The organism is Methylobacterium sp. WL69 (assembly GCF_008039485.1).
In the GTDB taxonomy this organism is placed as follows: Bacteria; Pseudomonadota; Alphaproteobacteria; order Rhizobiales; family Beijerinckiaceae; genus Methylobacterium.
In genome coordinates, this window is the sequence record NZ_VRUZ01000068.1 from 1 (window position 1) to 23,544 (window position 23,544).

Annotated in this window: 23 protein-coding genes and 1 tRNA gene; 13 read left to right on the top strand and 11 right to left on the bottom strand. The window is 67.9% G+C overall.

Features of this window, described 5'->3' with window-relative positions; all coding sequences use genetic code 11:
• Window positions 1-337 precede the first annotated feature (337 nt).
• Window positions 338-715 (top strand): hypothetical protein, encoded by a 378-nt coding sequence (locus FV218_RS16400; RefSeq protein WP_056088360.1) that lies wholly within the window; start codon window positions 338-340, stop codon window positions 713-715.
• 32 nt (window positions 716-747) lie between these two features.
• Here the strand turns inward: FV218_RS16400 and FV218_RS16405 are convergent, their stop codons facing one another.
• Both FV218_RS16405 and FV218_RS23460 read right to left on the bottom strand, forming a co-directional pair.
• Window positions 748-1,230: a PRC-barrel domain-containing protein gene (locus FV218_RS16405; RefSeq protein ID WP_147710770.1), complete on the bottom strand. Its 483-nt coding sequence runs from the start codon at window positions 1,228-1,230 to the stop codon at window positions 748-750.
• Window positions 1,231-1,305: 75 nt separating this feature from the next.
• Window positions 1,306-1,431 (bottom strand): hypothetical protein, encoded by a 126-nt coding sequence (locus tag FV218_RS23460; protein WP_274533108.1) that lies wholly within the window; start codon window positions 1,429-1,431, stop codon window positions 1,306-1,308.
• A gap of 542 nt (window positions 1,432-1,973) precedes the next feature.
• Here FV218_RS23460 and FV218_RS16410 point away from each other — a divergent pair.
• From FV218_RS16410 to FV218_RS16435, 6 genes are all read left to right on the top strand, one after another.
• Entirely contained in the window at window positions 1,974-2,348 is a 375-nt protein-coding gene (locus tag FV218_RS16410) for an SWIB/MDM2 domain-containing protein (RefSeq protein ID WP_056088367.1), read from the top strand.
• A gap of 35 nt (window positions 2,349-2,383) precedes the next feature.
• Complete coding sequence (locus FV218_RS16415) at window positions 2,384-3,208, top strand: DJ-1/PfpI family protein (RefSeq protein ID WP_246685148.1); 825 nt, start codon at window positions 2,384-2,386, stop codon at window positions 3,206-3,208.
• A gap of 129 nt (window positions 3,209-3,337) precedes the next feature.
• Window positions 3,338-4,810, top strand: coding sequence for an amino acid permease (locus FV218_RS16420; protein WP_056088370.1), 1,473 nt, complete (start codon window positions 3,338-3,340; stop codon window positions 4,808-4,810).
• A gap of 300 nt (window positions 4,811-5,110) precedes the next feature.
• A complete protein-coding gene (locus tag FV218_RS16425) occupies window positions 5,111-5,476 on the top strand; it encodes a hypothetical protein (RefSeq protein ID WP_056088371.1) in 366 nt (121 codons plus the stop codon).
• Window positions 5,477-6,112: 636 nt separating this feature from the next.
• Entirely contained in the window at window positions 6,113-8,653 is a 2,541-nt protein-coding gene (locus FV218_RS16430; protein ID WP_056088375.1) for a TonB-dependent receptor, read from the top strand.
• 380 nt (window positions 8,654-9,033) lie between these two features.
• On the top strand, window positions 9,034-9,543 hold the full coding sequence (locus FV218_RS16435; protein ID WP_147710771.1) for a ferritin-like domain-containing protein: 510 nt from the start codon (window positions 9,034-9,036) through the stop codon (window positions 9,541-9,543).
• Between the two features lie 349 nt (window positions 9,544-9,892).
• On the opposite strand, the gene FV218_RS16440 is transcribed toward FV218_RS16435, so the two are convergent.
• Window positions 9,893-9,968 (bottom strand) — tRNA-Lys (locus FV218_RS16440).
• 107 nt (window positions 9,969-10,075) lie between these two features.
• Window positions 10,076-11,641 (bottom strand): 2-isopropylmalate synthase, encoded by a 1,566-nt coding sequence (locus FV218_RS16445; RefSeq protein ID WP_056088380.1) that lies wholly within the window; start codon window positions 11,639-11,641, stop codon window positions 10,076-10,078.
• A 553-nt stretch (window positions 11,642-12,194) separates the two neighbouring features.
• On the opposite strand from FV218_RS16445, the gene FV218_RS16450 reads away from it, so the two are divergent.
• The 3 genes from FV218_RS16450 to FV218_RS16460 all read left to right on the top strand — a co-directional run bounded on the left by FV218_RS16450 (window position 12,195) and on the right by FV218_RS16460 (window position 13,737).
• Window positions 12,195-12,680 carry an SRPBCC family protein gene (locus FV218_RS16450; protein WP_056088382.1) on the top strand — a complete coding sequence of 162 codons (486 nt, stop codon included), beginning with the start codon at window positions 12,195-12,197 and terminating at the stop codon, window positions 12,678-12,680.
• Between the two features lie 225 nt (window positions 12,681-12,905).
• On the top strand, window positions 12,906-13,259 hold the full coding sequence (locus FV218_RS16455) for a hypothetical protein (RefSeq protein WP_056088384.1): 354 nt from the start codon (window positions 12,906-12,908) through the stop codon (window positions 13,257-13,259).
• A gap of 118 nt (window positions 13,260-13,377) precedes the next feature.
• Window positions 13,378-13,737, top strand: coding sequence for a hypothetical protein (locus tag FV218_RS16460; protein WP_147710772.1), 360 nt, complete (start codon window positions 13,378-13,380; stop codon window positions 13,735-13,737).
• On the opposite strand, the gene FV218_RS16465 is transcribed toward FV218_RS16460, so the two are convergent.
• The 3 genes from FV218_RS16465 to pdxY are packed head-to-tail and all read right to left on the bottom strand — an operon-like array spanning window position 13,728 to window position 16,241.
• Window positions 13,728-14,477 carry an NUDIX hydrolase gene (locus FV218_RS16465; protein WP_147710773.1) on the bottom strand — a complete coding sequence of 250 codons (750 nt, stop codon included), beginning with the start codon at window positions 14,475-14,477 and terminating at the stop codon, window positions 13,728-13,730. The two genes, FV218_RS16460 and FV218_RS16465, sit on opposite strands and share 10 nt — an antisense overlap.
• Window positions 14,470-15,363 (bottom strand): PhzF family phenazine biosynthesis protein, encoded by an 894-nt coding sequence (locus FV218_RS16470; protein ID WP_147710774.1) that lies wholly within the window; start codon window positions 15,361-15,363, stop codon window positions 14,470-14,472. The genes FV218_RS16465 and FV218_RS16470 overlap by 8 nt, the downstream gene beginning before the upstream one ends.
• Window positions 15,364-15,392: 29 nt before the next feature.
• Complete coding sequence (gene pdxY, locus FV218_RS16475; protein ID WP_147710775.1) at window positions 15,393-16,241, bottom strand: pyridoxal kinase PdxY; 849 nt, start codon at window positions 16,239-16,241, stop codon at window positions 15,393-15,395.
• A gap of 70 nt (window positions 16,242-16,311) precedes the next feature.
• On the opposite strand from pdxY, the gene FV218_RS16480 reads away from it, so the two are divergent.
• The gene (locus FV218_RS16480) at window positions 16,312-16,833 is read left to right on the top strand and encodes a DedA family protein (protein WP_147710776.1); all 522 of its coding nucleotides are present in this window, start codon (window positions 16,312-16,314) and stop codon (window positions 16,831-16,833) included.
• 81 nt (window positions 16,834-16,914) lie between these two features.
• On the top strand, window positions 16,915-17,400 hold the full coding sequence (locus FV218_RS16485; protein WP_147710777.1) for an MmcB family DNA repair protein: 486 nt from the start codon (window positions 16,915-16,917) through the stop codon (window positions 17,398-17,400).
• Window positions 17,401-17,441: 41 nt separating this feature from the next.
• Here the strand turns inward: FV218_RS16485 and FV218_RS16490 are convergent, their stop codons facing one another.
• From FV218_RS16490 to FV218_RS16500, 3 genes are all read right to left on the bottom strand, one after another.
• Window positions 17,442-17,639 (bottom strand): hypothetical protein, encoded by a 198-nt coding sequence (locus FV218_RS16490; protein ID WP_056088405.1) that lies wholly within the window; start codon window positions 17,637-17,639, stop codon window positions 17,442-17,444.
• A 136-nt stretch (window positions 17,640-17,775) separates the two neighbouring features.
• Window positions 17,776-18,138, bottom strand: coding sequence for a DUF6481 family protein (locus tag FV218_RS16495; protein ID WP_274533109.1), 363 nt, complete (start codon window positions 18,136-18,138; stop codon window positions 17,776-17,778).
• Window positions 18,139-18,322: 184 nt separating this feature from the next.
• Complete coding sequence (locus FV218_RS16500) at window positions 18,323-18,532, bottom strand: cold-shock protein (RefSeq protein WP_056088410.1); 210 nt, start codon at window positions 18,530-18,532, stop codon at window positions 18,323-18,325.
• A 424-nt stretch (window positions 18,533-18,956) separates the two neighbouring features.
• On the opposite strand from FV218_RS16500, the gene FV218_RS16505 reads away from it, so the two are divergent.
• Complete coding sequence (locus tag FV218_RS16505) at window positions 18,957-20,723, top strand: AIPR family protein (RefSeq protein WP_147710778.1); 1,767 nt, start codon at window positions 18,957-18,959, stop codon at window positions 20,721-20,723.
• A 21-nt stretch (window positions 20,724-20,744) separates the two neighbouring features.
• Here the strand turns inward: FV218_RS16505 and FV218_RS16510 are convergent, their stop codons facing one another.
• Entirely contained in the window at window positions 20,745-23,387 is a 2,643-nt protein-coding gene (locus tag FV218_RS16510) for a bifunctional acetate--CoA ligase family protein/GNAT family N-acetyltransferase (protein WP_147710779.1), read from the bottom strand.
• Window positions 23,388-23,544 lie beyond the last annotated feature (157 nt).

Below are 23,544 nucleotides of genomic sequence, written 5' to 3' on the forward strand. Positions count from 1 at the left end.
CGCAACGACCAAGGCGAAGTTGTGGAGGCGGGACCCGTGGCGCGGTGCCCCGGAGCCCGCGAAGGGCGAGACTGAAGAGCTAGGTCCGGGGGCAAGAACCAGGCCGGCGCCGTGCACCGGCACGCCCCCGCCCGACCGTCTGCCACTCCGGCTCGCGCTTCGCAATCGGCCGGCCCGGCGCCTTCCTCATCAAGAGTACGTTCCCCGTCCTAGAGTGCCTTGCCCGTCCGGGATGATCGATCCACCCCGTCTGGTTTTCGCCAAATCCGCAGCGTAGAGAGGCGAAACCCTAAGTATCCCCGCCCCGCGGGGCCCGATCGTTCGAGGACTTGCACCGATGCCCCTCTTCCGGAAAGCCAGCGCCACGGTGCTGCTCGCCGCCGCCCTCGGCGGCTGCCAGGCCCTCGGCGGCGGCGCCGGCGTCATGCCGGAAAGCGATGTCGGACCGCCGCCGTCCATGCGCGGCGCCGTGCCGAACGCGGCGGGCCCGCGTTCGGCGGGGGTCGATGCCGACGGCAACACGATCCAGACGACGCCGACCCGGCGCCTCGACCTGCCGCGCTCGGCCGGCGGGACCACCCGGGCGGCCGCGTCCGAGGAGCGGCGCATCCGCCGGGAGGACCTCGAAGGCAGCTCGGAGGGCCGTTCGAGCTCCGGCGGCGGCATGACCCCGAGCCTGGGCTCGGGCGGCGTCGGGGTCGGCGGCAAGTTCTAGGGACCACCGAAGTCCGCGCCGCCGCGGGCCGCTCAGGCGGCCACGCGGCGGCGCCCGCCGTAATAGTCGTCGAGGCGGCCGCCGAAGGCCGGATCGCCGAAGGGATCGTCCCCGGCCCCGTGGGTCGGCGCACGCGCCAGGGTGTCCTTGTCGATGTGCACGACGTAGCCGCCGAGCTCGACGCTGTAGCGCAGGGACCGCCACGGCAGGGGATGGTAGCTCTCGCCGAGGCCGAGGAACCCGCCGAACGACAGGACGGCGTAGGCCACCTGCCCCGAGACCTTGTCCACCATGAAATTGTGCACCGTGCCGAGGTGCTGGCCCTCGGCATCGTAGACCGCCGTGCCCTCGACCCGGTCGGAGGCGATGAGGCGCGGCGTCTCGTCGATGGCCACGCCCTCCGCCGCGGGATCGAGTTCCAGGGACCCGGCGGGCCGGATGGGGCGCTCGCTGGGCAAGTGATCGCCGGGCGTGCGAGCGCCGGGCGTGTGGTCGCTGGGCAGGTCTGTCGGCATCGGCTCGCTCCACGGTGGGATGTTGAACGCGAAAAACGCGCGAGCGCCCCGCCCTGGTTCCCCCGAGACCGCTGGTCAGACGTAGCCGGCGCTGCGCGGCACGTCCGGCTCGAGGCCCGGTTCGGCGGCGATCATGGCGCCGAGCCCCCCGATGAGGGTGACGGCCGCGGCGAGGGCGAGGGCGAAGGCGGACAGGATCATGGGACGACCCTCCCCGCGATGGCTTAACGCTTCGTTGCCGGGGGCGCCCCGGAACGAAAAGCGCGTTGCGGCGAATATTTTTGCGGCGGCCGTCCCTGGGGACAACGGGACGGCCCGTGCGTGCGCCGCGACCGGGCCGGCCGGTGCGCCGCGCGGGCCGCGCCGGTGGTCGCCCCGGACCGACACGCCGCCGCCCGGCCCGTCGCGGAGGCGGGAGCGGCGGAGATAACCGTTCCGGATCAGCGGCTTGCCCGCGTTGCCCGCGCTTTCCCCCATGGTCCGACCGACCCGAAGGCCGGGGCCGCGCCGCCCAAGTACAGAGGGCGGACCGACCAAGGTCTCAGACGCCACGGCACCGCACTGCACCCCCCGGTGGGCATCGAATCCTGTTCATAGCCCGCGCTCCCTGTGGACGGCGTCCAAGCACAGGGCGGTTTTCCCTTGGAACGGTCGCGGCACCGCTTAGTTGTTGCAGCTATGCGCTCCGAGGCCTCGTGCCGTGGGCGTACCGGCGCTCGCAGCCGAACCTTCGGAGGAAACCCATGGCAAAGACCACGACCAAGAGCCCGGCCAAGGACGGGGCCAAGAGCGCCGACAAGAGCACCGACGCCGCGGCCGAGAAGCCCGCCAAGGGTAAGAAGGTCGCCGCCCCCAAGGCGGAAGGGGCCAAGCCCAACGCCCTGCAGCAGCCGCTGAAGCCCTCGCCGGAGTTGGCCGCCGTCGTCGGCGAGGCTTCCCTGCCGCGCGGCGAGGTGGTGAGCAAGGTCTGGGAATACATCAAGAAGCACGAGCTGCAGAACCCCGAGAACAAGCGCGAGATCCTGGCCGACGACAAGCTCAAGAAGGTCTTCGGCAAGGACAAGTGCACGATGTTCGAGATGAACAAGCATCTCGCCGCCCATCTCAAGTCCGCCTGATCCCAACTCGCCTGATCCCAAGTCCGCCCGGACCGATGGATCGTCCTGCCGGCCCCGCGCATGGGCCGGCGGACGCGGCCGGCCCGAACCGCCGCGACCTGGCGGGACTGGCCGCCGGTGGCCTCGCCGCTGCGGGCCTCGCAGCGACGGGCCGAACGGCCGCGGGGCGGGACGGGTCGCCCCCGCCCGTGCGGATCGCCATGCTGCTGTTTCCGGGCATGACCGCCCTCGACGTGGTCGGCCCGCAGACGCTCCTGGCCGGCCTCGCCGGCCCGCAGATCCACCTCGTCGCCGAGCGCCTCGGCCCGGTGGCGAGCGATACCGGCCTCGCCATCGTCGCCACGGCGGATTTCACGAGCTGCCCGCGCGACCTCGACGTCCTGTTCGTGCCCGGCGGCGACGGTACCCCCGGCCAAATGCGGGACGCGCGCCTCCTCGCCTTCCTGCGCGACCGGGCCGAACGCGCGGCCTGGGTGACGAGCGTGTGCACGGGCTCGCTGATCCTCGGGGCAGCCGGCCTGCTCACGGGCTACCGGGCGACCTCGCACTGGTGCGTCCGCGACAGCGTCCTTCCCCTCCTCGGCGCCATCCCCGTGGACGCCCGCGTGGTGTTCGACCGCAACCGCGGCACGGCGGCGGGCGTCTCCGCCGGCCTCGACTTCGCCCTGGCCCTGGCCGCCCGCCTGCGGGGTCCCAACCATGCCCGCACGAGCCAGCTCGTGGCGGAATACGCGCCGGCGCCCCCCTTCGAGGCCGGCACGCCGCGGGCCGCGGGCCCGGCCATCACCCGCGCCGCGACCGCGATCCTGGCGGACCTGGCCGACGGATCGCTCGCCGCCGCCCGGGCGCGCCGGGACTGAGCGTTCGGTTCGGCGGGCGGGAAGAGTCCGGTTCGGCAGGCGGAATGAGCCCCCGCAACCCGCTGGTGTGCCGGGGAATTTGCGGTAACGTCGCCAGCTTCCCACGAATGTCCAACAGCGAGACGATGCATGGCCGGCGGTTTGGCGGACGACCTCATCCGGACGAAGTCCCTGGAGCGCCTGAACTCCGACGCGGAGGGCGGTGAGCACAAGCTCGCCCGCACCCTCGGCCCCTGGAGCCTCATCGCGCTGGGCATCGGCGCGGTGATCGGGGCCGGCCTGTTCTCCCTCACCGGCATCGCGGCGGCCGAGCATGCGGGCCCGGCCGTGGTGATCTCCTTCGCCATCGCCTCCATCGCCTGCGCGTTCGCCGGCATGTGCTACAGCGAGCTCGCCGGCATGATCCCCGTGGCCGGCTCGGCCTACACCTACGCCTACGCCACCATGGGCGAACTCGTCGCCTGGATCATCGGCTGGGACCTCGTCCTCGAATACGCCGTCGGCGCCGCCACCGTGTCGGTGAGCTGGTCGAGCTACGTCACCCGCTTCCTGCGCGACACCCTCGGGATCAATCTGCCCCCGAGCCTGGTCCACTCGCCGTTCGAGACCTACACCGTCGATGGCGTGACGGCGCACGGCCTCGTCAACCTGCCGGCGATCCTCATCATCGTGGCCGCCTCGGCGCTGCTGATGATCGGCATCCGCGAATCCGCCCGGGTCAACGCCGTCGTGGTTCTGATCAAGCTCGCCGTGGTGGCCGTCGTGGTCGGCGTCGGCCTGTTCTACATCAAGGCGCAGAACTACGTGCCGTTCATCCCCGAGAACACCGGCACCTTCGGCGAGTACGGCTGGAGCGGGATCATGCGCGGCGCCGGCGTGGTGTTCTTCGCCTATGTGGGGTTCGACGCCGTCTCGACGGCGGCGCAGGAGGCGAAGAACCCCCAGCGCAACATGATGATCGGCATCCTCGGCTCCCTCGCCATCTGCACGGTGATCTACATCCTGTTCGCGGGCGTGCTCACCGGCCTCGTTCCCTATGCGCAGATGAAGGGCGACGCGGCCCCCGTGAACACCGCCATCGCGCAGACGCCGTTCCCGTGGCTGCGCAGCCTGGTGACCCTGGGCGTCATCGCGGGCTTCTCCACGGTGATCCTGGTGCTGCTGCTCGGCCAGAGCCGGGTGTTCTACTCCATGAGCCAGGACCGGCTGCTGCCGGGCTTCTTCTCCAAGATCCACCCGACCTGGAAGACGCCCTACCGCTCGAACCTGTTCTTCATGGTGTTCACGAGTTCGCTCGGCGGCTTCCTGCCGATCTCCCAGCTCGGCCACATGACCAGCATCGGCACCCTGCTGGCGTTCATGCTCGTCTGCGCCGGCGTCATCATCCTGCGCCGGACCCAGCCCGACGCGCGGCGCGACTACCGCACGCCCCTGGTGCCCCTCGTGCCGATCCTCGGCATCGTCAGCTGCTTCGCCATGATGGTATCCCTCGACGGCGAGACCTGGCTGCGCCTGCTGGTCTGGCTCGCCATCGGCTTCGTGATCTATTTCAGCTGGAGCCGCCGCCACAGCCGCATCGGCCGCGAGGAAGCCGGCGCCTGAGGCCCGCACGATCCCGGGCGCGGACCTCGCGGCAAACCCCCACGTAGGCACAAAACCGTCGCCGGGACACCGGAGGACCGGTCCGAACTCCCGCGCCGCCTCCGGCCTCGGCGCGGCCTTCGACGAGGTCGTGTCCCCAGGCTCATCCGGTCCGGGGCGCCATCGCCTTCTCCGCCGCCCAGGCGGGGCTCCGGCATCTTCGGTGTCGAGTGGGCGCCGGCGAAGATGCAGGCGGCATTCACAATCGAACTGATATCGATGTCGGACCGTTGATCGATGTGATGAGGGAGATAAGGCGCGATGAAGTCTGTTTTGGCAGTAGCGGCCGTTGGCCTGAGCCTGATCGGTGCGGTCGGCGTGGCCTCGGCCCAGTCGTATGGCGGGCGTGACTCCGGTTATGGCGGGGGTTATGGCGGGCGCGATTCCGGTTACGGCGGACGTGAGTCCGGCTATGGTGACCGCGATTACGGGCGCCGGGGACGCGACGACGACGACCGGGGCCGGGGCTCCCGGGGACGGGATTCGGGCTACGGCGGCTTCGACGAGAGCGCCTATGTCCGGTGCAACCCCGACGTTCGCCAGGCCCTTCGCAACGGGCAGCTGACCTCGGCCCTCGCCCATTATCAGAAGTTCGGCCGTCGCGAGGGCCGGCGGCTCAGCTGCTGAGCCGGACCGCGAACCGTTCGACGACGGGCCCGCCGTGGCGTGAGCCCGGCGGGCGCCGGTGTTCGGGGGCTGTCGCCCCCGCCACCGGGCTATCGTCCTCCCCGAACCGGTCGGGACTCGTCCCGGGAATCACCCGATCCTCGCCGAAGACATTTCCGCGCAAAAGACAGTCCATCGGACGTTTCACACGCCGAACACAGAGTTTCCGGCCCTGAAATCGAGACATTTACTTTATTGCAGACCCTCGTCCCGGTACTAGCCTGGTGCGGATCGCGCCCCGGGACTCGCGTTTTTCAACTCCTCCGAAGCAACCGTTCGCCCGGGTCTTCCGGTGACCCCGGTGAGGCGCCCGATTGCCGCGATGTTGGGTCCACCGCATCCACCGCGCGGTCACGGACCGAACGATTGCCGAATTATCCCGATACCTATTGCTACTTGTCCAGCGACTATTCTGCGGGATAAGGAAACGATGTGACATGAACATCACGCGCCCAGTCATTCAGCAGTTTAGAGCCTGCTGAAGCTGTCAGGTTGAGCGTGACGGTATTGCCCTGTCCGCGCCCCTTCCGCCATGAAAGCTGCACACGCCGCCCGAAGATGGCGGGTGCGAACATGGTTTTGGGTCGGGGAAGAACGATGCGTGCGCTGCGGTACAGCCTCTTTGCTTCAGTAGCTTTGCTACCGTGCGTTGTTCAGGCACAAAGCACGGTTTCCTTGAGCGAGATCAGCGTTGTTGCAACCACCCCGGTCGGCGTCGCTGCCGGGAATGGCGCCCCCAGCGTACCGGTGCTCCAGGCTCCGGGTGGAACGGCCCTGCAGGTTCCGGACACCGCGCGCCTGCGCGGCGGTGCGCTGCCCCTCAACAAGATCCCCAGCACCGTCGAGACGGTCACGGCCGCCGACCTCAACTTCGACCGGGCGACCTTCAACGCCGTCGAGACCCTGGCCCGGCGCGTGCCCGGCCTCAACCTCTCCGACAGCCAGGGCAACAACAACCGCGTCGACATCAACTACCGCGGCTTCCAGGCCTCGCCGGTGACGGGCGTGCCGCAGGGCCTCGCCGTCTACCAGAACGGCGTGCGCATCAACGAGGCCTTCGGCGACACGGTCAACCTCGACCTGATCCCGCAGGTGGCCATCAACCGCATCGACGTGGTGACCGGCAACCCGGTCTTCGGCCTCAACGCGCTGGGCGGCGCCATCAACATCCAGATGAAGAACGGCTTCAACTGGCAGGGCACCGAGATCACCGCCCTCGGCGGGTCGGACGGCCGCATCGCCGGCTCCCTCCAGCACGGCAAGATGATCGGCCCCTGGAGCATCTACTTCGCGGGTGACGGCCTCAACGACCGGGGCTGGCGCTACGAGAGCCCCAGCACCATCGGCCGCGTCTACGGCGATGTCGGCTACCGGACGCAGGATTCGGAATTCCACCTCATCGGACAGATGGCGCGGACCTATTTCGGCGCCGCCGCCGCGACGCCGACGGACTTCACCCACGTGGAGCCGCGGGCGATCTTCACCTACCCGCAGACCACCACCACCGAAGTCGGCACCATCCAGCTCACCGGCCGCGTCGATCTCTCCCCGACCTGGGACATTTCCGGCAACGCCTACTTCCGCCGCTTCAGCCAGAGCTACATCGACGGCAACGACAGCGATTTCGAGAACTGCAGCACGCGTTCGAGCTTCCGCGGCCGCCTCTGCTACGAGGATGACGGCTTCAGCCCCGCCGCCGGCCAGTCGCAGCTCGCCTTCCGCAACCAGTTCCTGATGCTGGGCCGGGGCGCCCCGAACGGCATTCCCTTCACCGCGGGCGTGCCCTACGGCACCCTCGACGTCACCAAGACCGAGGCGACGGGCTACGGCGGCACGCTCCAGGCGGCCAACCGCGACCGGGTGTTCGGCTTCAACAACAGCTTCGTGGTCGGCGGCTCCATCGACGTCGCGGATTACGGCTACAAGTCGTCGAGCACCCTCGGCGTGATCAATCCCGACCTGTCGGTGACGACGAACCCGATGACGCCCGCCTACGGCACCGTGCCGGGCCTCGGCACCGACTTCCTGCGCACGGCCGCGGCCTTGGGCATCGCGCCGAGCTCGGTCACGGGCTCCAACCTCTACATGGGCCTCTACGCCACCGACACCATCGACCTCACCGACGCCCTGTCGCTGACCGCCGGCGCGCGGCTCAACTTCGCCCGCATCTCGAGCCAGGACCAGACCGGCTTCTCCCCCGACGTGACGGGCACCCACTACTTCAACAAGATCAACCCGGTCGCCGGCCTGACCTACCGCTTCGCCCCGGGCCTCAACCTCTACGGCGGCTACTCCGAGTCGAACCGCGCGCCGACCCCCCTCGAACTCGCCTGCGCCAATCCGCTCCGCCCCTGCCTGCTGCCGAACTCCCTGGTGGCCGATCCGCCGCTCAAGCAGGTCGAGGGCCAGACCTACGAGGTCGGCTTTCGCGGTGCCCTGCCGAACTTCTACGATGGCGGCCTCGTCAACTATAAGGTCGGCGCCTTCCGCACCGACCTGACCAACGACATCCTGTCGCTCGCCACCCCCGGCAACGCCGCGCGCGGCTACTTCGTCAACGTGCCGGCGACCCGTCGCCAGGGCGTCGAGGTCGGCCTCGAATACGCCTCCGACTGGCTGACGGTCTACGCGAACTACGCCCTGATCGATGCCACGTTCCGGTTCAACGGCACCCTGTCCTCGCCGAACAACCCGTTCGCCGACGACGGCGCCATCAACGTGGTGCCGGGCAACAAGGTCCCGCTGATCCCCGACCACCAGTTCAAGGTCGGCTTCGACGTCGAGGTGCTGCCGCGCTGGCGCGTCGGCATGGCCATGCAGGCCTTCTCGTCCGCCTACTATCGCGGCGACGAATCCAACCTGAACCGCAAGCTGCCCGCCTATTACGTGCTCAACCTGAACACGAGCTACCGGGTCAACCGGAACCTCGAACTGTTCGGCTACGTCACCAACCTGACGAACAACCGCTACACCACGTTCGGCACCTTCTTCGAGCCGGGCCTCGTCGCCAATCGCTACCCGGTCAACGACGTGCGCACCACCACCCTCGCCCAGCCGCTCTCGATCTACGGCGGCATCCGCTACACCTTCGGCGAAGCCCCCGCGCCCATGCCGGAGCCGATCCTGCGCAAGTACTGAGGGACGCCCCGCCCGCGCCGACGACGCGCCATCCGGCCCTCACCGCTTAGCGGTGCAAGGCCGGAGGGAAACAAAAAAGGCCGGCCTCCGAACAGGGGCCGGCCTTTTTGTCGTTTCCGGCCCGTGAGGCACGGCGACAAGACGCGCCCGCCGATTCCCACCGGCACGCCGCAAATCCTGCGCACGGGTGCGCTTCGGGATATCCGTCGGCACGGCATCGCGCCGTGGGGGGACATCGTGAAAGGGGAGATGAAGCCGCAGCTCCGACTCACGGCGCAACGGGTTTCGATCATCCGGGTTGATCGCAAGACTGATCACCTTGGATCTGGTCGCCCATGGCCGTCCTCGGTGGAGCCGGATCTTTCAGGAAGGACCGCCCGATGACCCTCGATGCCCGAACGATCTACGTCACCGCCCTGAAGAACACGCACGCCCTCGAGTTGCAGGCGCTCCAGATCATGGAACGTCAGGTCAAGCGCCTCGAGAACTACCCGGACATGGAGGCCGCCCTGCGCCGCCACATCCGGGAGACCCATGGCCAGCGCGACCGTCTCGAAGAGGCCCTGGCCTCCCTCTCGGAAAGCCCCTCTGCCCTGAAGGAAGGGTTCTTGGGGTTCGTCGGCAACATGATGGCGATCGCCCACGTCCCCGCTCAGGACGAGATCCTGAAGAACGCCTTCGCGAACCAGGCCTTCGAGAACTTCGAGATCGCAGCCTACACGTCGCTGCTCACCCTCGGCGAGGCCGCCGGCCAAACGGCCCACAAGGCCGCCTTCACCATGTCCCTGCGCGAGGAGGAGGGCATGGCCAAGGCCGTGGCCGATCTCGTGGCGCCCACGACGCAGCGCTACCTCGATCTCACCCTACGCGGTGAATCGGCGAGCCACTAAGTGGCTTTGCGGTCCATCGCGTTTGGTGGGCCGCACCTTCTCGTCCTGGCCCCGCTATCCGTCGGCTGGGGCCAAGGTCCCATCGCGTTGGATCGGCGCCATCTCAGCCCACAGAGACGCCGGAGTTGCGGCCTTCGAGCGATGCGAAGCGCCTGAAGGCGCGCTCGATGATGTCCCATGGCTCCGCGACCGTGCGCGTCGCCTCGGCCCACCGGATGGGCTTGCGCGATGCGGTAGCAGCGAGCTGAAAGGTTGGTATACAGGGAGATGGCTGGACCGTTCGTCGCCATGAACCAACGACGCGGTACTGATATGGACCGCGCGATCTCGATCCGGCATCTGAAGTATTTGGTGGGTGCACAAGGGTTCGAACCTTGGACCCGCTGATTAAGAGTCAGCTGCTCTACCAACTGAGCTATGCACCCTCGCCTTGCGGCGGTCGCTGCGGCCCACCAAGTCCGCCGCGACGAGGTGGCTGATAGCAAAGCCCCCCGGGGGTGTCCACCCCCGGGGGGCGATTTTCTCGACCCGGCTAAACCTGGGCCGGGGACTGGGCGTGCAGGCGCACGGCCGTGGCTTCGAGCTTGTTGAGGGCCGAGAGATAGGCGCGGGCCGAGGCCACGAGGGTGTCGGGATCGGCGCCCCGCGCCGTGACGCTGCGCTCGCCGCTCTTGAGGCGCACGGAGACCTCGGCCTGGGCGTCCGTGCCTTCGGTGACGGCATCGACCTTGTAGAGTTCGAGCTCGGCCGCATGGGGCACCAGGGCCTGGATCGCGTTGAACACCGCATCAACGGGGCCGTTGCCCTCGGCTTCCTCGGTGATCACCCGGTCGTCGATGGCGAGCTTCATGGTGGCGCGCTGCGGCCCGTGGGTGCCGGCGATCACCGAGAGCGAGACGAGGCGGATGCGGTCATGGGCCGTGGCGAGGTTCTCGTCGACGAGGGCCTCGATATCCTCGTCGTAGACGTGCTTCTTGCGGTCGGCGAGGGCCTTGAATCGCTCGAACGTGTCCTGCAGCCGGTTGTCGCTCAACGTGATGCCGAGCTCCTCCAGCTTGGCGCGGAACGCGGCGCGGCCGGAGTGCTTGCCCATGACGAGCGAGGTCTTGGCGACGCCGACCGAGGCCGGCGTCATGATCTCGTAGGTCTCGGTGTGCTTCAGCATCCCGTCCTGATGGATGCCGCTCTCGTGCGCGAAGGCGTTCCGGCCGACGATGGCCTTGTTGTACTGCACGGGGAAGTTCGTCGCGTGGGAGACGAGCTTGGAGGCCCGCGTCAGCATCGTGGTCTCGATGCCGGTCTCGTAGGGCATCACGTCGCCGCGGGTGCGGATCGCCATGACGATCTCTTCCAGGGCCGCGTTGCCGGCGCGCTCGCCGATGCCGTTGACGGTGCACTCGACCTGCCGGGCGCCGCCCTCGATGCCGGCCAGGGAGTTGGCGATGGCGAGGCCGAGGTCGTCGTGGCAATGCACCGAGAAGATCGCCCGGTCGGAATTCGGCACGCGCTCGCGCACGGCACGGAACATGGCGCGGTACTCGTCAGGCGTGGCGTAGCCCACGGTGTCCGGCAGATTGATGGTGGTGGCGCCCGATCGGATCGCCGCCTCGACGCAGCGGCACAGGTAGTCGATGGGCGTGCGGGTCGCGTCCATGGCCGACCATTCCACGTCCTCGACGAGGTCGCGGGCCTGGGCCACGGTCTTCAGGATGATCTCGATCACCTCGTCCTGGGATTTGCGCATCTGGTGGGCGAGGTGGATCGGCGAGGTCGAGACGAAGGTGTGAATGCGTCCGCGCCGGGCGTGCCGCACGGCCTCGCCGGCGCGGGCGATGTCGGCGGGGATGGCGCGGGCGAGGCCCGCCACGGTGGCGCGCTTGGCCCGCCGGGCGATCTCGGCGACGGCCTCGAAATCACCATTGGAGGCGATGGGGAAGCCGGCCTCGATGATGTCGACGCCCATGGTGTCGAGGAGGTCGGCCACCGCCAGCTTCTCGTCCAGGGTCATGGTGGCGCCGGGGCATTGCTCGCCGTCGCGCAGGGTGGTGTCGAAGATGAGGACGCGGTCTTTCGGCGTCGGGGTGATCTCGGCGGTCATGGGGGTGATCCTGTCGTGGCGCGCGGTCCCGTCCATGGGGACGCGACGCCTGGAAGAACGGCTCCGGCCCGAGGGCGGAGCCCGGCGTGATCGAAACGGCGCCCCCTGAGAGCCCAGGCGCGCGCCCGGACGGCCCTCAGGGGCGGATAAGGCGGAGCAGCGTGGCGGGGAGCGCGCAGGACCGCGCGGCCGCGAAGGCGGCGGCGGTACGGCTGGTCCTGGAGCCGGCGCTGGCCAAGGCTCGCTCTCCCGAAGGGCAACGGCAAGGGGCAACGGCAAGGCGGTTCGAAGGCCGGCCGGTTGCGGATGCGGGTTTCCTACCCCCCGACACCACGATTGACAAGTATCCGTCCGGCGCGGGCCGGGCGGCATGGCGACCTCATCGCGTCCCCGTGATCGCCATAGGACGGGGTTCGGACATCCGGCGTCGAAGGATAGGCCGCACGACCATTGCCTTGCCCATCCGCCGGCCTAGCTTCCGCTTCGTGCTCCGGTGATGCGCGATGATCTCATCCGTCCCCCGCACAAGAAGAAAACAAGAGGAAACGTCCCCATGCCCCGTTCGATTCTGCGCGGTCTCGCCCTGCCCGCCCTCGCCCTTCTTGCCGGTACCGCCCCGGGCTTCGCCCTCGACGTGACCAAGACCATCGACGTTTCGGCTGCACCCGCCAAGGTCTGGTCGACCATCGGCGACTTCTGCGGCATCGGCCAATGGCACCCGGCCATCGAGAAATGCGTCCCGTCCATGGATGGCGGCAAGCCCCTGCGGACCCTGAGCCTGAAGGGCGGCGGCACCATCGTCGAGTCGCAGACCGCCCGCGACGACGCCAAGATGAGTTACACCTACGCCATCGTCTCCGGGCCCCTGCCCGTGAGCGATTACAGCTCGACCCTCATGGTCGCCCCCAAGGGCACCGGCTCGACGCTGACCTGGACGGGCAGCTTCAAGGCCAAGGGCGCGCCGGACGCCGTCGCGACGGATGCCATCGGGGGCATCTACGAGTCCGGCCTGAAGGCCATCGCGGACAAGACCAAGTAGGACGGCCGCCGTCGCACCACCGGCCGCGCGACCTCCAGGTCGCGCGGCCCCCCGGGACGCCCGTGAAGGTGTCGGCGCGCGCGGTTCTTCGCAGCCGGAGCGCCGCATCCGCGAAGTCGGCCGCGACAGACATCCGGTAGAACAAATCGCCATTTACGCGAAATTTACATCCAGGACGTCATTCTGGCATCCCGCTCCGGCGGCCGAGCAACGACCCGAGGCGCCATGACACCGGCCAACGACGCGATCGGACCGCATGCCGTCGCGCAGGTCCGCCGCGCGATCCAGGACAACGTGTCGAGTCTCCTGGACCTGAGAACCCATTTCACCCGGCAGATGGCCGCCCTCGAGGAGACCGAGCGCAGGGTCAGGCTCCTGGCCCTGCGGGAGGCGAGCCAGGTTCTCGGCGGTGCCCTCGACGATCCGTCGGAGCACGCGGCGCTTCGCCGGAATGGCGAACTTCAGGAGGAGACCAACCGGGCGTTTCGGGAGATGCAGGCGACCCACGCGGCGATCCTGGCCCAGATCACGGGCCTGCTGGCCGACAGCGAGGCGCTGTACGAGGCCACGTTCCCCTGAGGCCACCGGCTCACGGGGGGCCGGGGACCCCCGCCGTGGCGAAAATCCCCCGCGCGGGCGGCGGTCCCACGGTTGACCGGCTGCGCCCCCGGGAGCAAAACCCGGCATCGTTCAAGCTATGCCATTGTCGAGGACAAACGTGGTGTCACCGCAACGCCTGAGCCTCGGGCTCGCTGCCCTCCTGGCCGTCAGCCTCGTCGGCGCCTGCAAGCCCGGCCCGTCGGCGCCCGCGATCGTTGCGGCCGCCCCGGCCGCTGCGGTCGCCCCGGTCCCGCCGACGGGCAGCGGCTGCGGCCCGACCATCGCCCGGACCCAGGCCGTGGTGGACAGCGATGTCGCCACCGGCAACCTCAACGCCCCCGTGGGCGAGCGCTTCAGCGGCGACCTGCGCCGGGCGGCCGAGGCCTGCCGGGCGGGCCAGGAGCGCGAGGCCCTCGGCCTGCTCGCGGCGGCCAAGGCGCGCTACGGCTACCCGTAGCCGCGGCGCGCGCCGGCCTGATCGCGAAAGGCCTGGCGAAGGTAGGCGCGCACGAAGCCCGGCATGCGCTCGGGCCGGAAATCCGCGGGCGAGCGGACCGCGAAGAAGCCGGCGAGCTCCGGTTCGGCCTCGGCCGCCCGGTGCCGCGTCATCCGGGCGACGAGGGCGGCGGCGTCCTCGGGGAACGCCACGGGCCGCAGGAACGCGTGCTGGCCGGCGCCGCTGACGAGCACCCACCCGTCGGCCGCATCGGTCGGGAGGGCGAGGCCGGTCTCCTCCAGGAGTTCGCGGGTGGCGCTGCCGACGAGGTCGACGCGCCCGCCCGGGCGCACGTCCGAGCCGTCGGGCGTGCCGCAGGGGAAGTAGATCTGGTCGGCATTGGCGGTGTCGCGGCCCATCACGCCGAGGATGGCGGCGCCGTCACGGGACCACGGCACCACGGCGGCGAAGGCGTTGGTGACGGACGGGTCGGGCGAGCCGCTGTCCCGGAAGGTCAGGAACGCCGAGAACCGGGTCTCGAACAGCGCGACGGTGCAGGCCCCGTCCGCCACCCGGCAGGCGCGGGCGAGGAGGACGCGGCCGTCGAACAGGGCCGGCTTCTCCGCGACCCGCCGCTCCCAATGCGCCGCGATCCGCGCCGCGTTGTCCCGCGCCCAGGCCCAGTCGTGGGTGACGAGGCGGGCGTCGAGGCGATGGAGGCGCGTGAGGGTGAGGCCGTCGGGGTTCGGGCCGTCAGACATGCAGGCGTCCTTCGCTGACGAGGACCGCCGCGCCGCCGATCTCGATGGCGCGGAGCGTGCCGGCCGCGATGCCGAGTTGCACCCGGATCTCGCTGGGGCGGCCCATGGCGGCGCCCTGGTGCAGGACGAGATCGTGGGTGCCGTCCCCCAGGGGCTCGAACTGCATCATCACGCCGGCGAACGCCGCCGCGGCCGAGCCGGTGGCCGGGTCCTCCGGCACGCCGAGATGGGGCGCGAACATCCGGGCGTGGAAATGCCGGGCGCCGTCCGGGTCGGGGGTGTAGAGGTAGAGGGCCGCCGGCTCGCCGAGGCCCGCGAACGCCGCCGGATCGAGGGCGGCGTCCGCCAGGGCCTCGGGCGACGCCACGGGCACGAACAGGAAGCGCGGACCGAGGCTGTGCCGGCTCGGCACGTGGCGGCCGAACCCGATGGCGCCGGGCGCGAGGCCGAGGGCGCCGGCCAGCGCCTCCGGCGCGGGGCCATCGCCCGAAAACTCGGGCAGGACCGGCATGCGGAAGCGCGCCTGCCCCCTTCCGTCGCCGGGCTCGACCACGCAGGACAGGGTGCCGATCCCCGCCTCGAGGCCGAACGCCACGGCGTCCGTCAGGCCGGCGCGCGCGTCCCGCAGGGCGAGCAGGATGGCGGCGCCGAGGGTGGGGTGCCCGGCGAACGGCAATTCGGCGCGTGGAGTGAAGATGCGCAGGCGCGCCCGGTGGCGCGGGTCGTCGGGGGGCAGCACGAACACCGTCTCGGACAGGTTGAACTCGCCGGCGATGGCCTGCATCGCCGCGCCGTCGAGGCCTTCGCAGTCGAGGACCACGGCCAGGGGATTGCCGGCCAGGATCGTGTCGGTGAACACGTCGAGGGTGGCGAAGCGGCGAGCCATTTTTCGTAAATCTCCCATGGACTTGCCCCCTAGACCGGCTCGACCGGAAAGGTCTCGCTCGGGGCGACGAACTCGTCCTGCGCCGCCACCGTGAGGATCTCGCGGGAGCCGGCTTCGGCCGTGCGGCGCAGGAGGCCGTAGATCGAGGCGCCGGCCATGCCGAGGGCCAGGGCCGCCGAGCCGGTGCGGGCGTAGTGCACGAGGAACAGGGCCGCGATGGCGTCCCCGGCCCCGTTGACGTCGAGGGCGAGGCGCGGCGTGCGCAGGAGCCAGAACTGGCCGCCCTCCCCGGCCAGGAGGTCGATGGCGCCCGGCGGTGTCGCCTCGGTGGCAAGGGAGGTGACGAGGACGACGCGGGGCCCGAGGGCGTGGAGCGCCGCCACCGCCGCCTTGGCCTCGTCCAGCGTGCGCGACGGCAGGCCCGAGAGGTGATCGAGCTCGAACTGGTTCGGCGTGGCGATGTCGGCGAGCCTAAGGGCTTGATCGCGCATGAATTCCGGGATTCCGGGGCGGACGTAGATGCCCCGGTTGGTGTCGCCCATTACCGGATCGCAGGCGTAGAGGGCGCGGGGGTTGGCGGCGCGGACGGCGGCGACGGCGTGCACGATACTGGTACCGATATCGGCTGAACCCATGTAGCCCGACAGCACGCCGTCGCAGGTGTGGAGGACACCGCGCTCGGCGATTCCCGCCACGAGGTCCTCGATGGCCGGGCCGTCGAAGACCCGGCCGCGCCAGGCGCCGTAGCCGGTGTGGTTGGAGAACTGCACGGTGTGGATGGCCCAGACCTCGACGCCGAGGCGCTGCATCGGAAACACCGCGGATGCGTTACCGACGTGGCCGTAGGCGACGTGGGACTGGATCGACAGGATGTTCAAGCGGGCCGGTCCTCCGGGTTAAAGCCTTCCCTTATCTCGTTTTTCGCGAACTCGCACGCCCGGACCCTCCATGGACTTCGCCGCCCTCAAGACCTCGACCCTCGCCTTCGTCGAGGCGCATCAGGCCTGGACGCCGCTCATCGTCGGGGTGCTGGCGTTCTGCGAGTCCCTGGCCTTCCTGTCCCTGCTGGTGCCCGCCACCGTGCTGCTCCTCGGCATCGGCGCGCTCATGGGGACGGTGGGGATTCCGTTCGTGCCGGTGATGCTGGCGGCGGCCCTGGGGGCGGCCCTAGGCGATTGGATTTCCTACGAATTCGGCAATTATTACAAGGAGGGGGCCAAGCGCATGTGGCCGCTGACGCGCTACCCGGCCATGGTGGCGAGGGGCGAGGCGTTCTGCCTGAAATGGGGGGCCGGCGGGGTCGCCATCGGGCGGTTCTTCGGGCCGGCGCGGGCGGTGGTGCCGCTGATCGCCGGCATCTTCGGGGTCAGGCGCCTGCCGTTCCAGGTCGCGAACGTGCTCTCGGCCGTCGTCTGGGCGTTCGTGATGCTGGCGCCCGGCGCCGGATTGTTCAATTATTTCAAAGGCTAGTCTCGACCGCGCGGCGGGGTCGCAGGTGACAAGCGGGGCGGGGCCTGATTTCTAGGGGGTCCGTCCCGATTCGGAACACCCATGTCCGCAGCCCTCGCTCACGCGATTCTTCCCGTCGACCGGCGTCAATCCCCCACCGCGCTTCACGTGCAACGGGGCGTGCGCCGGCTGTATTCGGAGCTCGGCCACGTGACGATTCCGGAGTTTTCCCTGGCCAACGGCCGGCGGGCCGACGTCATCGCCCTGTGTCCGGCCGGTCGCCTGACGATCATCGAGATCAAGTCGAGCGTGGCGGACTTCCGGGCCGACCGGAAATGGCCGGATTACCGCGATTACTGCGACCGGTTCTACTTCGCGATTCCCGACACCTTGTCGACGACCCTGACGCCGGACGATGCGGGCCTCATCGTCGCCGACGCGTTCGGGGCCGCGATCCTGCGGGACCCGGCCGAGCACGTGCTCAACGGGGCGCGCCGCAAGGCCGTGACCCTGCGCTTCGCCCACAACGCGGCCCGGCTGCTGCACGCGCTCGCCGATCCGGGGGCGATTCGCGAGGGCGTTCTGTAGGCGTCTTTAGGATAGGCCGGAGACGAAAAACCCGAAAGAAATCAACCCGCTAGGGTGATCTCGCCCTCCCGGACGGCGCGCTCGCCGGTGCCGGACTTGATGCGGTAGAACGGCTCGCCGGTCTGGTCCTCGGGGACGAGGCGGACGATCTCGAACACGTCCCCCGTGTCGGTCTTGGCATCGGCGTAGCCGAGGCGGGCGCGGCGCACGCGCTGGCCGAGCTTGAACTTGTGGGACATGGGAGTCTCCTGTCTTGAGCGGCGCGACAGCGCGCCGTGCGTGGGACCGTGGACCGGTCCGCGGGGTGCGGCGTGCGCCGGTCCGTCCCATGCATGGAACGGGCGGCGCGCGGCGCGGACCCCGGATGCGCCGCGGCTACTTGCGGGCCTTGGCCTTGCGCGCCGCGTAACGGGCATCGCGCTGGGCCTTCTGCTCGAGACGGGCGGCGGCGGCCTGCTCGATCTTCTCCTCGGCGGCCCGGATGGCCTCGGCGGCGAGGCGCTCGCGCTCGGCGTCGGCCTCGGCGACCCGCTGGGCTTCGGCGGCGGCGCGGGCTTCGTCGCGGGCGCGGGTCCGGATCTCGCGTTCGCGGACGATCTGCTCGCGCTCGGCCTTGCGGGCGAGGACGGCGGGATCATCGGCGGGGGGGCGGTCCCGGAATCGGGCGAGGGCCGCCTGACGGGCTTCGTTGGCCGCCTTGAGGCGGTCGGTCATGGAGTTTTCGTTGAATTGGCTCACACACGATCCTGGATTTGCGCCGGCTCGGTCCGAAGGGACGAGCATTCCGCCGGCAAAAGACATCGAGTCAGAACGTAAGAAGCCGCTCCCCGAACGGGGAGCGGCCCTTTGAGACGTCAGGCCGGTGGTGCCGTTCAGGAGACTCCGAAAAGTCGCCCGAGGCCACCGTCAGGCCTGAAGTGGTTCAGGCGGTCTGGAGATTGCCGGCGGACTGCTTGCCGCTGCGCTTGTCGGTTTCCATCTCGTAGGAAACCTTCTGGCCTTCGGCGAGGCCGCGCATGCCGGCGCGCTCGACGGCCGAGATGTGCACGAACACGTCGTTGCCGCCGTCATCCGGCTGGATGAACCCAAAACCCTTTTGCTCGTTGAACCACTTAACAGTACCGACAGCCATCGTATTCCTTCGCCCTTGCGGGCTTATATGTCAGAGGTCCACGCGATCGTGCGCGGCCACCTCCCGACCTGTCCAACGGACGAGATTTGAACACCCCGATCCGTCTCCGGATCGAAGCGCTGAACTCTCGGGGTTTGGACTGGTTTTTTGTTTGTACGCGCTTGTTGGGGATTTGGCAAATCTCGCCCTAGGCCTCGAAATGATTTGCAATGATTTTTTGATCAGGAGCTTGGCAAGGTCGCCGACGCTCCACCTTCCTATCCAACGCATCGAACCATGCGCTCCCCAGCCCTAAAAACTTTAAGTTGTTAACTTGACTGATGCCCTCCGAATTGGTGTATCAGGAAATCGCATAAGGCTACAAAAACCGCAGAACACTGTGCTCGCTACGCAGTAACATTAGTTTATAGGGAGATAAATTTTAATGGCTCATAATATTACTTCGGGATGGCTCAACGCATTCAATGTAATGAAAAATAATTTTACGCTTACAAATGATGCGATAGGGGTTTTTGCCATCAACTTACGGTTTGATTTAGATGATATTCAAACGATAGTTAGCGAGTCCATTACTGGCGGCGGCGACGACAAGAAATGCGACGTAGTTTACGTCGATAAAGAGCGCCAAATTGCTGTAATAGCACAGTGCTATATTTCTCAAAATCAAAAACCAGCGGCTCCTGCCAATAAGGCCTCTGATCTGAATACGGCACTCACATGGCTTTTATCGTCAGAACTCAAAGAACTTCCTGATTCATTAAAGGGCCGAGCGGATGAGCTGCGGTCCGCAATAACATCTGGTGATATAAGGCAGTTCTATATCTGGTATGTTCATAATCTTCCTTGTTCAGAAAATGTAAAGAAGGAGCTGAAAGCTGTCGAAAATACCGCTCGAGCAGCGCTGAATAACTTTCCTCAAGGCGCTGATATAAATATTTTTGCAGAAGAGATCTGCGATGCGCGTTTAGACCGCTTGTATGCTCAGGCGGAACGGGCAGTCATTGTCACCGATGAGATATCAACCACTATTTCAGACGCTGTCGAAGTAAAAGAGGAAGACTGGAAATCCGTTGTAACAACGGTCAGAGGAGACTGGCTGTACGATCTATATCATAAATATAAAACCGACCTATTCTCGGCAAACCTTCGTGGTTATTTAGGATCTCGAGAGAGCGACTCAAATATTAACAACGGAATAAAAGGCACGTGCCAGGAACAGCCTAAAAACTTTTATGTTTATAACAATGGCATTACTGCGCTTGTTCTTGATTACGAGCTCGGAAAACGCACAAAAAAGGGTAGAATTCTCAAGATTACGGGGATATCTATCGTAAATGGGGCTCAAACGACTGGATCTATTGCCAACATTGGGGAAAGACCTTCGCCAGATTTACTTGTCCCAATCCGGTTTGTGCAAGCATCCAAAGAATCGCTTGTTTCCAGCATCGTAAGATTCAATAACTCCCAAAACAAACTGCAAGCAGCTGACTTCCGAAGCACTGACCAGATACAGGAAAGACTTCGACTAGAGTTTGATTCTGTTCCGGACGCCGAATACGAAGGAGGCAGAAGGGGAGGAGCAAGTGACGCGATTAAAAGAAGTAAATTTACTTTGCCATCCTACACTGTTGGACAATCACTCGCTGCATTCCATGGAGATCCTGTTACCGCTTATGACAAAAAATCAGAGTTATGGACTAATGAAAAGAATTACCGGCAGATTTTTACCGATCGTACGACAGCGCGCCATATAGTTTTCTGCTATTCTCTATTAAGTGCGCTTAACGAGAGAAAGAACGCGCTTTCTCATAGAATGAAAAATGAGCCTAGTTCTGTGACCACGGTGGACCAGAACATTCTAGGATTTCTGACGAAGAAGGGATCGGCATATTTGCTGGTACATGCAATCTCTCAGTGCATGGAAACAATTCTTTCGAAACCAATTCCAAACAAGTCTGATCTTCAGTTTAACAAAAACGTAAGTCCCGCGGCGGCTGAAAAATTATGGCAGCCAATCATAGATATGATTCTATCTATTTCGAATCAGCTTGATCTAGCTTTTTCGAGAAATAGAATATCAAACGAAAGCGTCTCGAAGACTGTGCCGAATTTTGTAGGAGTAGTATCTTCTATAAAACATCTACAAAAAGAAACCTTTGAGAAATTTTCTTCAAGCGTTCGATCTTCTTAGCAACGGTCAGATTTCAGTCGATTACAAGGTAGTTAAATCTAACTCGACCTTCACCACCCCCCCATCCTCCAAATCCGGCCGGGTGGTGAAGCCGAGCTGCTTGCAAACCGCCAGCATCGGCCGGTTCTCCCGCAGCACCGTCCCCTCCACCCGCGAAATCCCCTCGGCTTTCGCCCAATCGATCATCAAACTCATCAGCGCGTGGCCCAAACCGGTGCCCTTGCGGTCGCCGCGGATGAGGATGGCGTATTCGCCGCTGTCGTGGTTGGCGTCGGCGTGGAGGCGGACGGCGCCCAGCATGGTGCCGGCGGCGTCGATGGCCACGAAGGCGATGGCGCGGGCGTAGTCGAGCTGGGTCAGGCGGGCCAGGAAGGCGTGGTTGAAGTCGCGCACGGGGGCGAAGAAGCGCAGGCGCAGGTCCTCGGCGCTCACGGACTGGAAGAAGGTGAGGAACAGGGCCTCGTCCTCGGGGCGGACGGGGCGGACGTGGATCGCCTCGCCCCGGAGGGTGAGGTGGCGCTCCCACTCCACCGGATAGGGCCGGATGGCGAAGCGCGGGTGGGCGGCGCCCCGGCCGGGCGGCGCCGGGGCAACCATGACGCGGGCGTCGAGGGCCAGGGCGCCGGCGGCGTCGGCAAGCAAAGGGTTGATGTCGAGTTCGCGCACCTCCGGGCAATCGGCGGCGAGCTGGGCGAGCTTCACCAGCACCAGGGCGACGGCGTGGCGGTCCACCGCCGGCACGTCGCGGTAGGCGGCGAGGCGCCGGGCGACGCGGGTGCGGTCGATGAGCTCGGAGGCGAGGCGGAGATCCAGGGGCGGCAGGGCGAGCGCCCGGTCGTCGATGACCTCGACGGCGGTGCCGCCGCGGCCGAACACCACAACGGGGCCGAAGGTCGGGTCCTCGGCGAGCCCCGCGATGAGTTCGCGCTGCTGGCCGCGCCGGATCATCGGCTGGACGGCGAAGCCGGTGATGCGGGCCTCGGGCCGGAGGCGGCGGGCGCGGACCAGGATGTCGGCGGCGGCGGCCCGCACGTCGGCCTCGCTCGTGAGATCGAGCCGCACCCCGCCGACGTCGGATTTGTGGACGATGTCGGGCGAGACCACCTTGAGGGCCACCGTGCCGCCCTGCGCGATGATCTCCCAGGCGGCGGTGGCGGCGCCGTCCGCGTCGGGGGCGAGGGTCAGGGGCACGCTGGCGATGCGGTAGGCGGCGAGCAGGGCCGCGACGTCGACGGGGTCGAGCCAGGTCTGGCCGGCCTGCACCGCGCGGTCGACGATGGCGCGGGCGGCGGCGACGTCGGGGGAGAACTCGCGCGGCAGGGAATCCGGCGTGCGCATGAGGTCGTCCTGGGCCTCGCGGTAGCGCACGAGGTTGAGGAAGCCGTCGATGGCGTCGGCCTCCGTGGCGAAGCCCGGGATGTTGGCCGCCGCCAGCACCGCGGCCGCCTCCGGGTCGTCGCCGATCTGCGCCACGAAGATCGGCTTCTTGCGCTGGCCGCCCTGACCTTCACTGCTCTTGCGGACCCGCGCCACGGTCCCGGCCAGGGCTTTGGCCGTGGCAGCGCTGCCCGAGCGGGCGGTGGGGACGTGGATCGCCAGCACGGCGTCGTGGCCGGGGGCGGTGAGCAGGGGCTCGAGGGCGGCGGCGTAAGCCTCGGGTCCGGCGGCGATGCCGAGCTCGACGGGGTTGCCGGCGGCCAGGGTCCCGCCCCGGTCGGCGAGGCGGTCGGCGGCGAGCGCCGCGATGCCGCGGCCGTTGCCGAGGATGGCGAGGCGGTGGCCGGGGAACGGGCGCTGGCGCCCGAGGGTCTCCACGGCGGCGAACATGGCATCGAGGCTGTCGACGCTGAGCAGGCCGGCCCGGCGGAACGCGGCCTCGTAGACGGCGTCGGGCCGGGCCAGCGCCCCCGTATGGGTGACGCTCGCCCGCGCCGGCGCCCGGTGGCGCCCGGCCCGCAGGACCACCACGGGCTTGGCGCGGGCCGCCGCGCGGGCGGCCGACATGAACTTTCGCGCGTCGGGGATGCTGTCCAGCGACAGCAGGATCGCGCGGGTGTGGAGATCGGCGGCGAAATGGTCGAGGCCGTCGGCGATGTCGATGTCGCAGGCCATGCCCAGCGACAGCACCGCCGAGAACCCGACCTCGCGCCGGGCCGCCCAGGCGACGATGCCGGCCGCTACGGTGCCGGATTGCGAGACCAGGGCGAGGTCGCCGGCCTTCGGGGCCTGCGCCAGCAGGCTGGCGTCGAGGTTTTCACGGGGCACGGCGAGGCCGACGCTGCCGGGGCCGAGGAGGCGCAGGCCGTGGCCCCGCGCTTCGGCCCGCACGGCCTCGCACAGGCCGGGCGGCACGTCGGGCGTGAGGATGAGGGCGGCGGCCGCCCCCCGGCGCCCGGCCGCCCCGACCCAGGCGACGAGGTCCGCCGGCGGCGCGGTGATCACCACGAGGTCGAGGTTTTGGGGCAGATCGTCCATGCCTGCGACGCAGTTGATGCCGTCCGAAAACGCATGGGTCTGCGGATTGACGGCGTAGATTTCGGCGTTCGGCCGCGCGCGGACGAGGTTGGCGAGGGCGGCCTCGCCCAGGGCCGCGCCGGTCTCCGTCAGGCCGACCACCGCGATGGCGCGGGGCTTCAGCAGGGCCTCGAAGCGATATGTGCTCATGCGCGCACCCCTGGTTGCCTCGCGGACCGGCGGTCCCCGCTCCGCGCCCGCGGTGCGGCGGGCGTTTCGTGCGGGACCCTTCTAGCATGGACCCGAGCCCGCACCCGTGACGGAGATGCGGGCCCGCACCCGCCCCCATTCGGAGAGTTTCATGTCA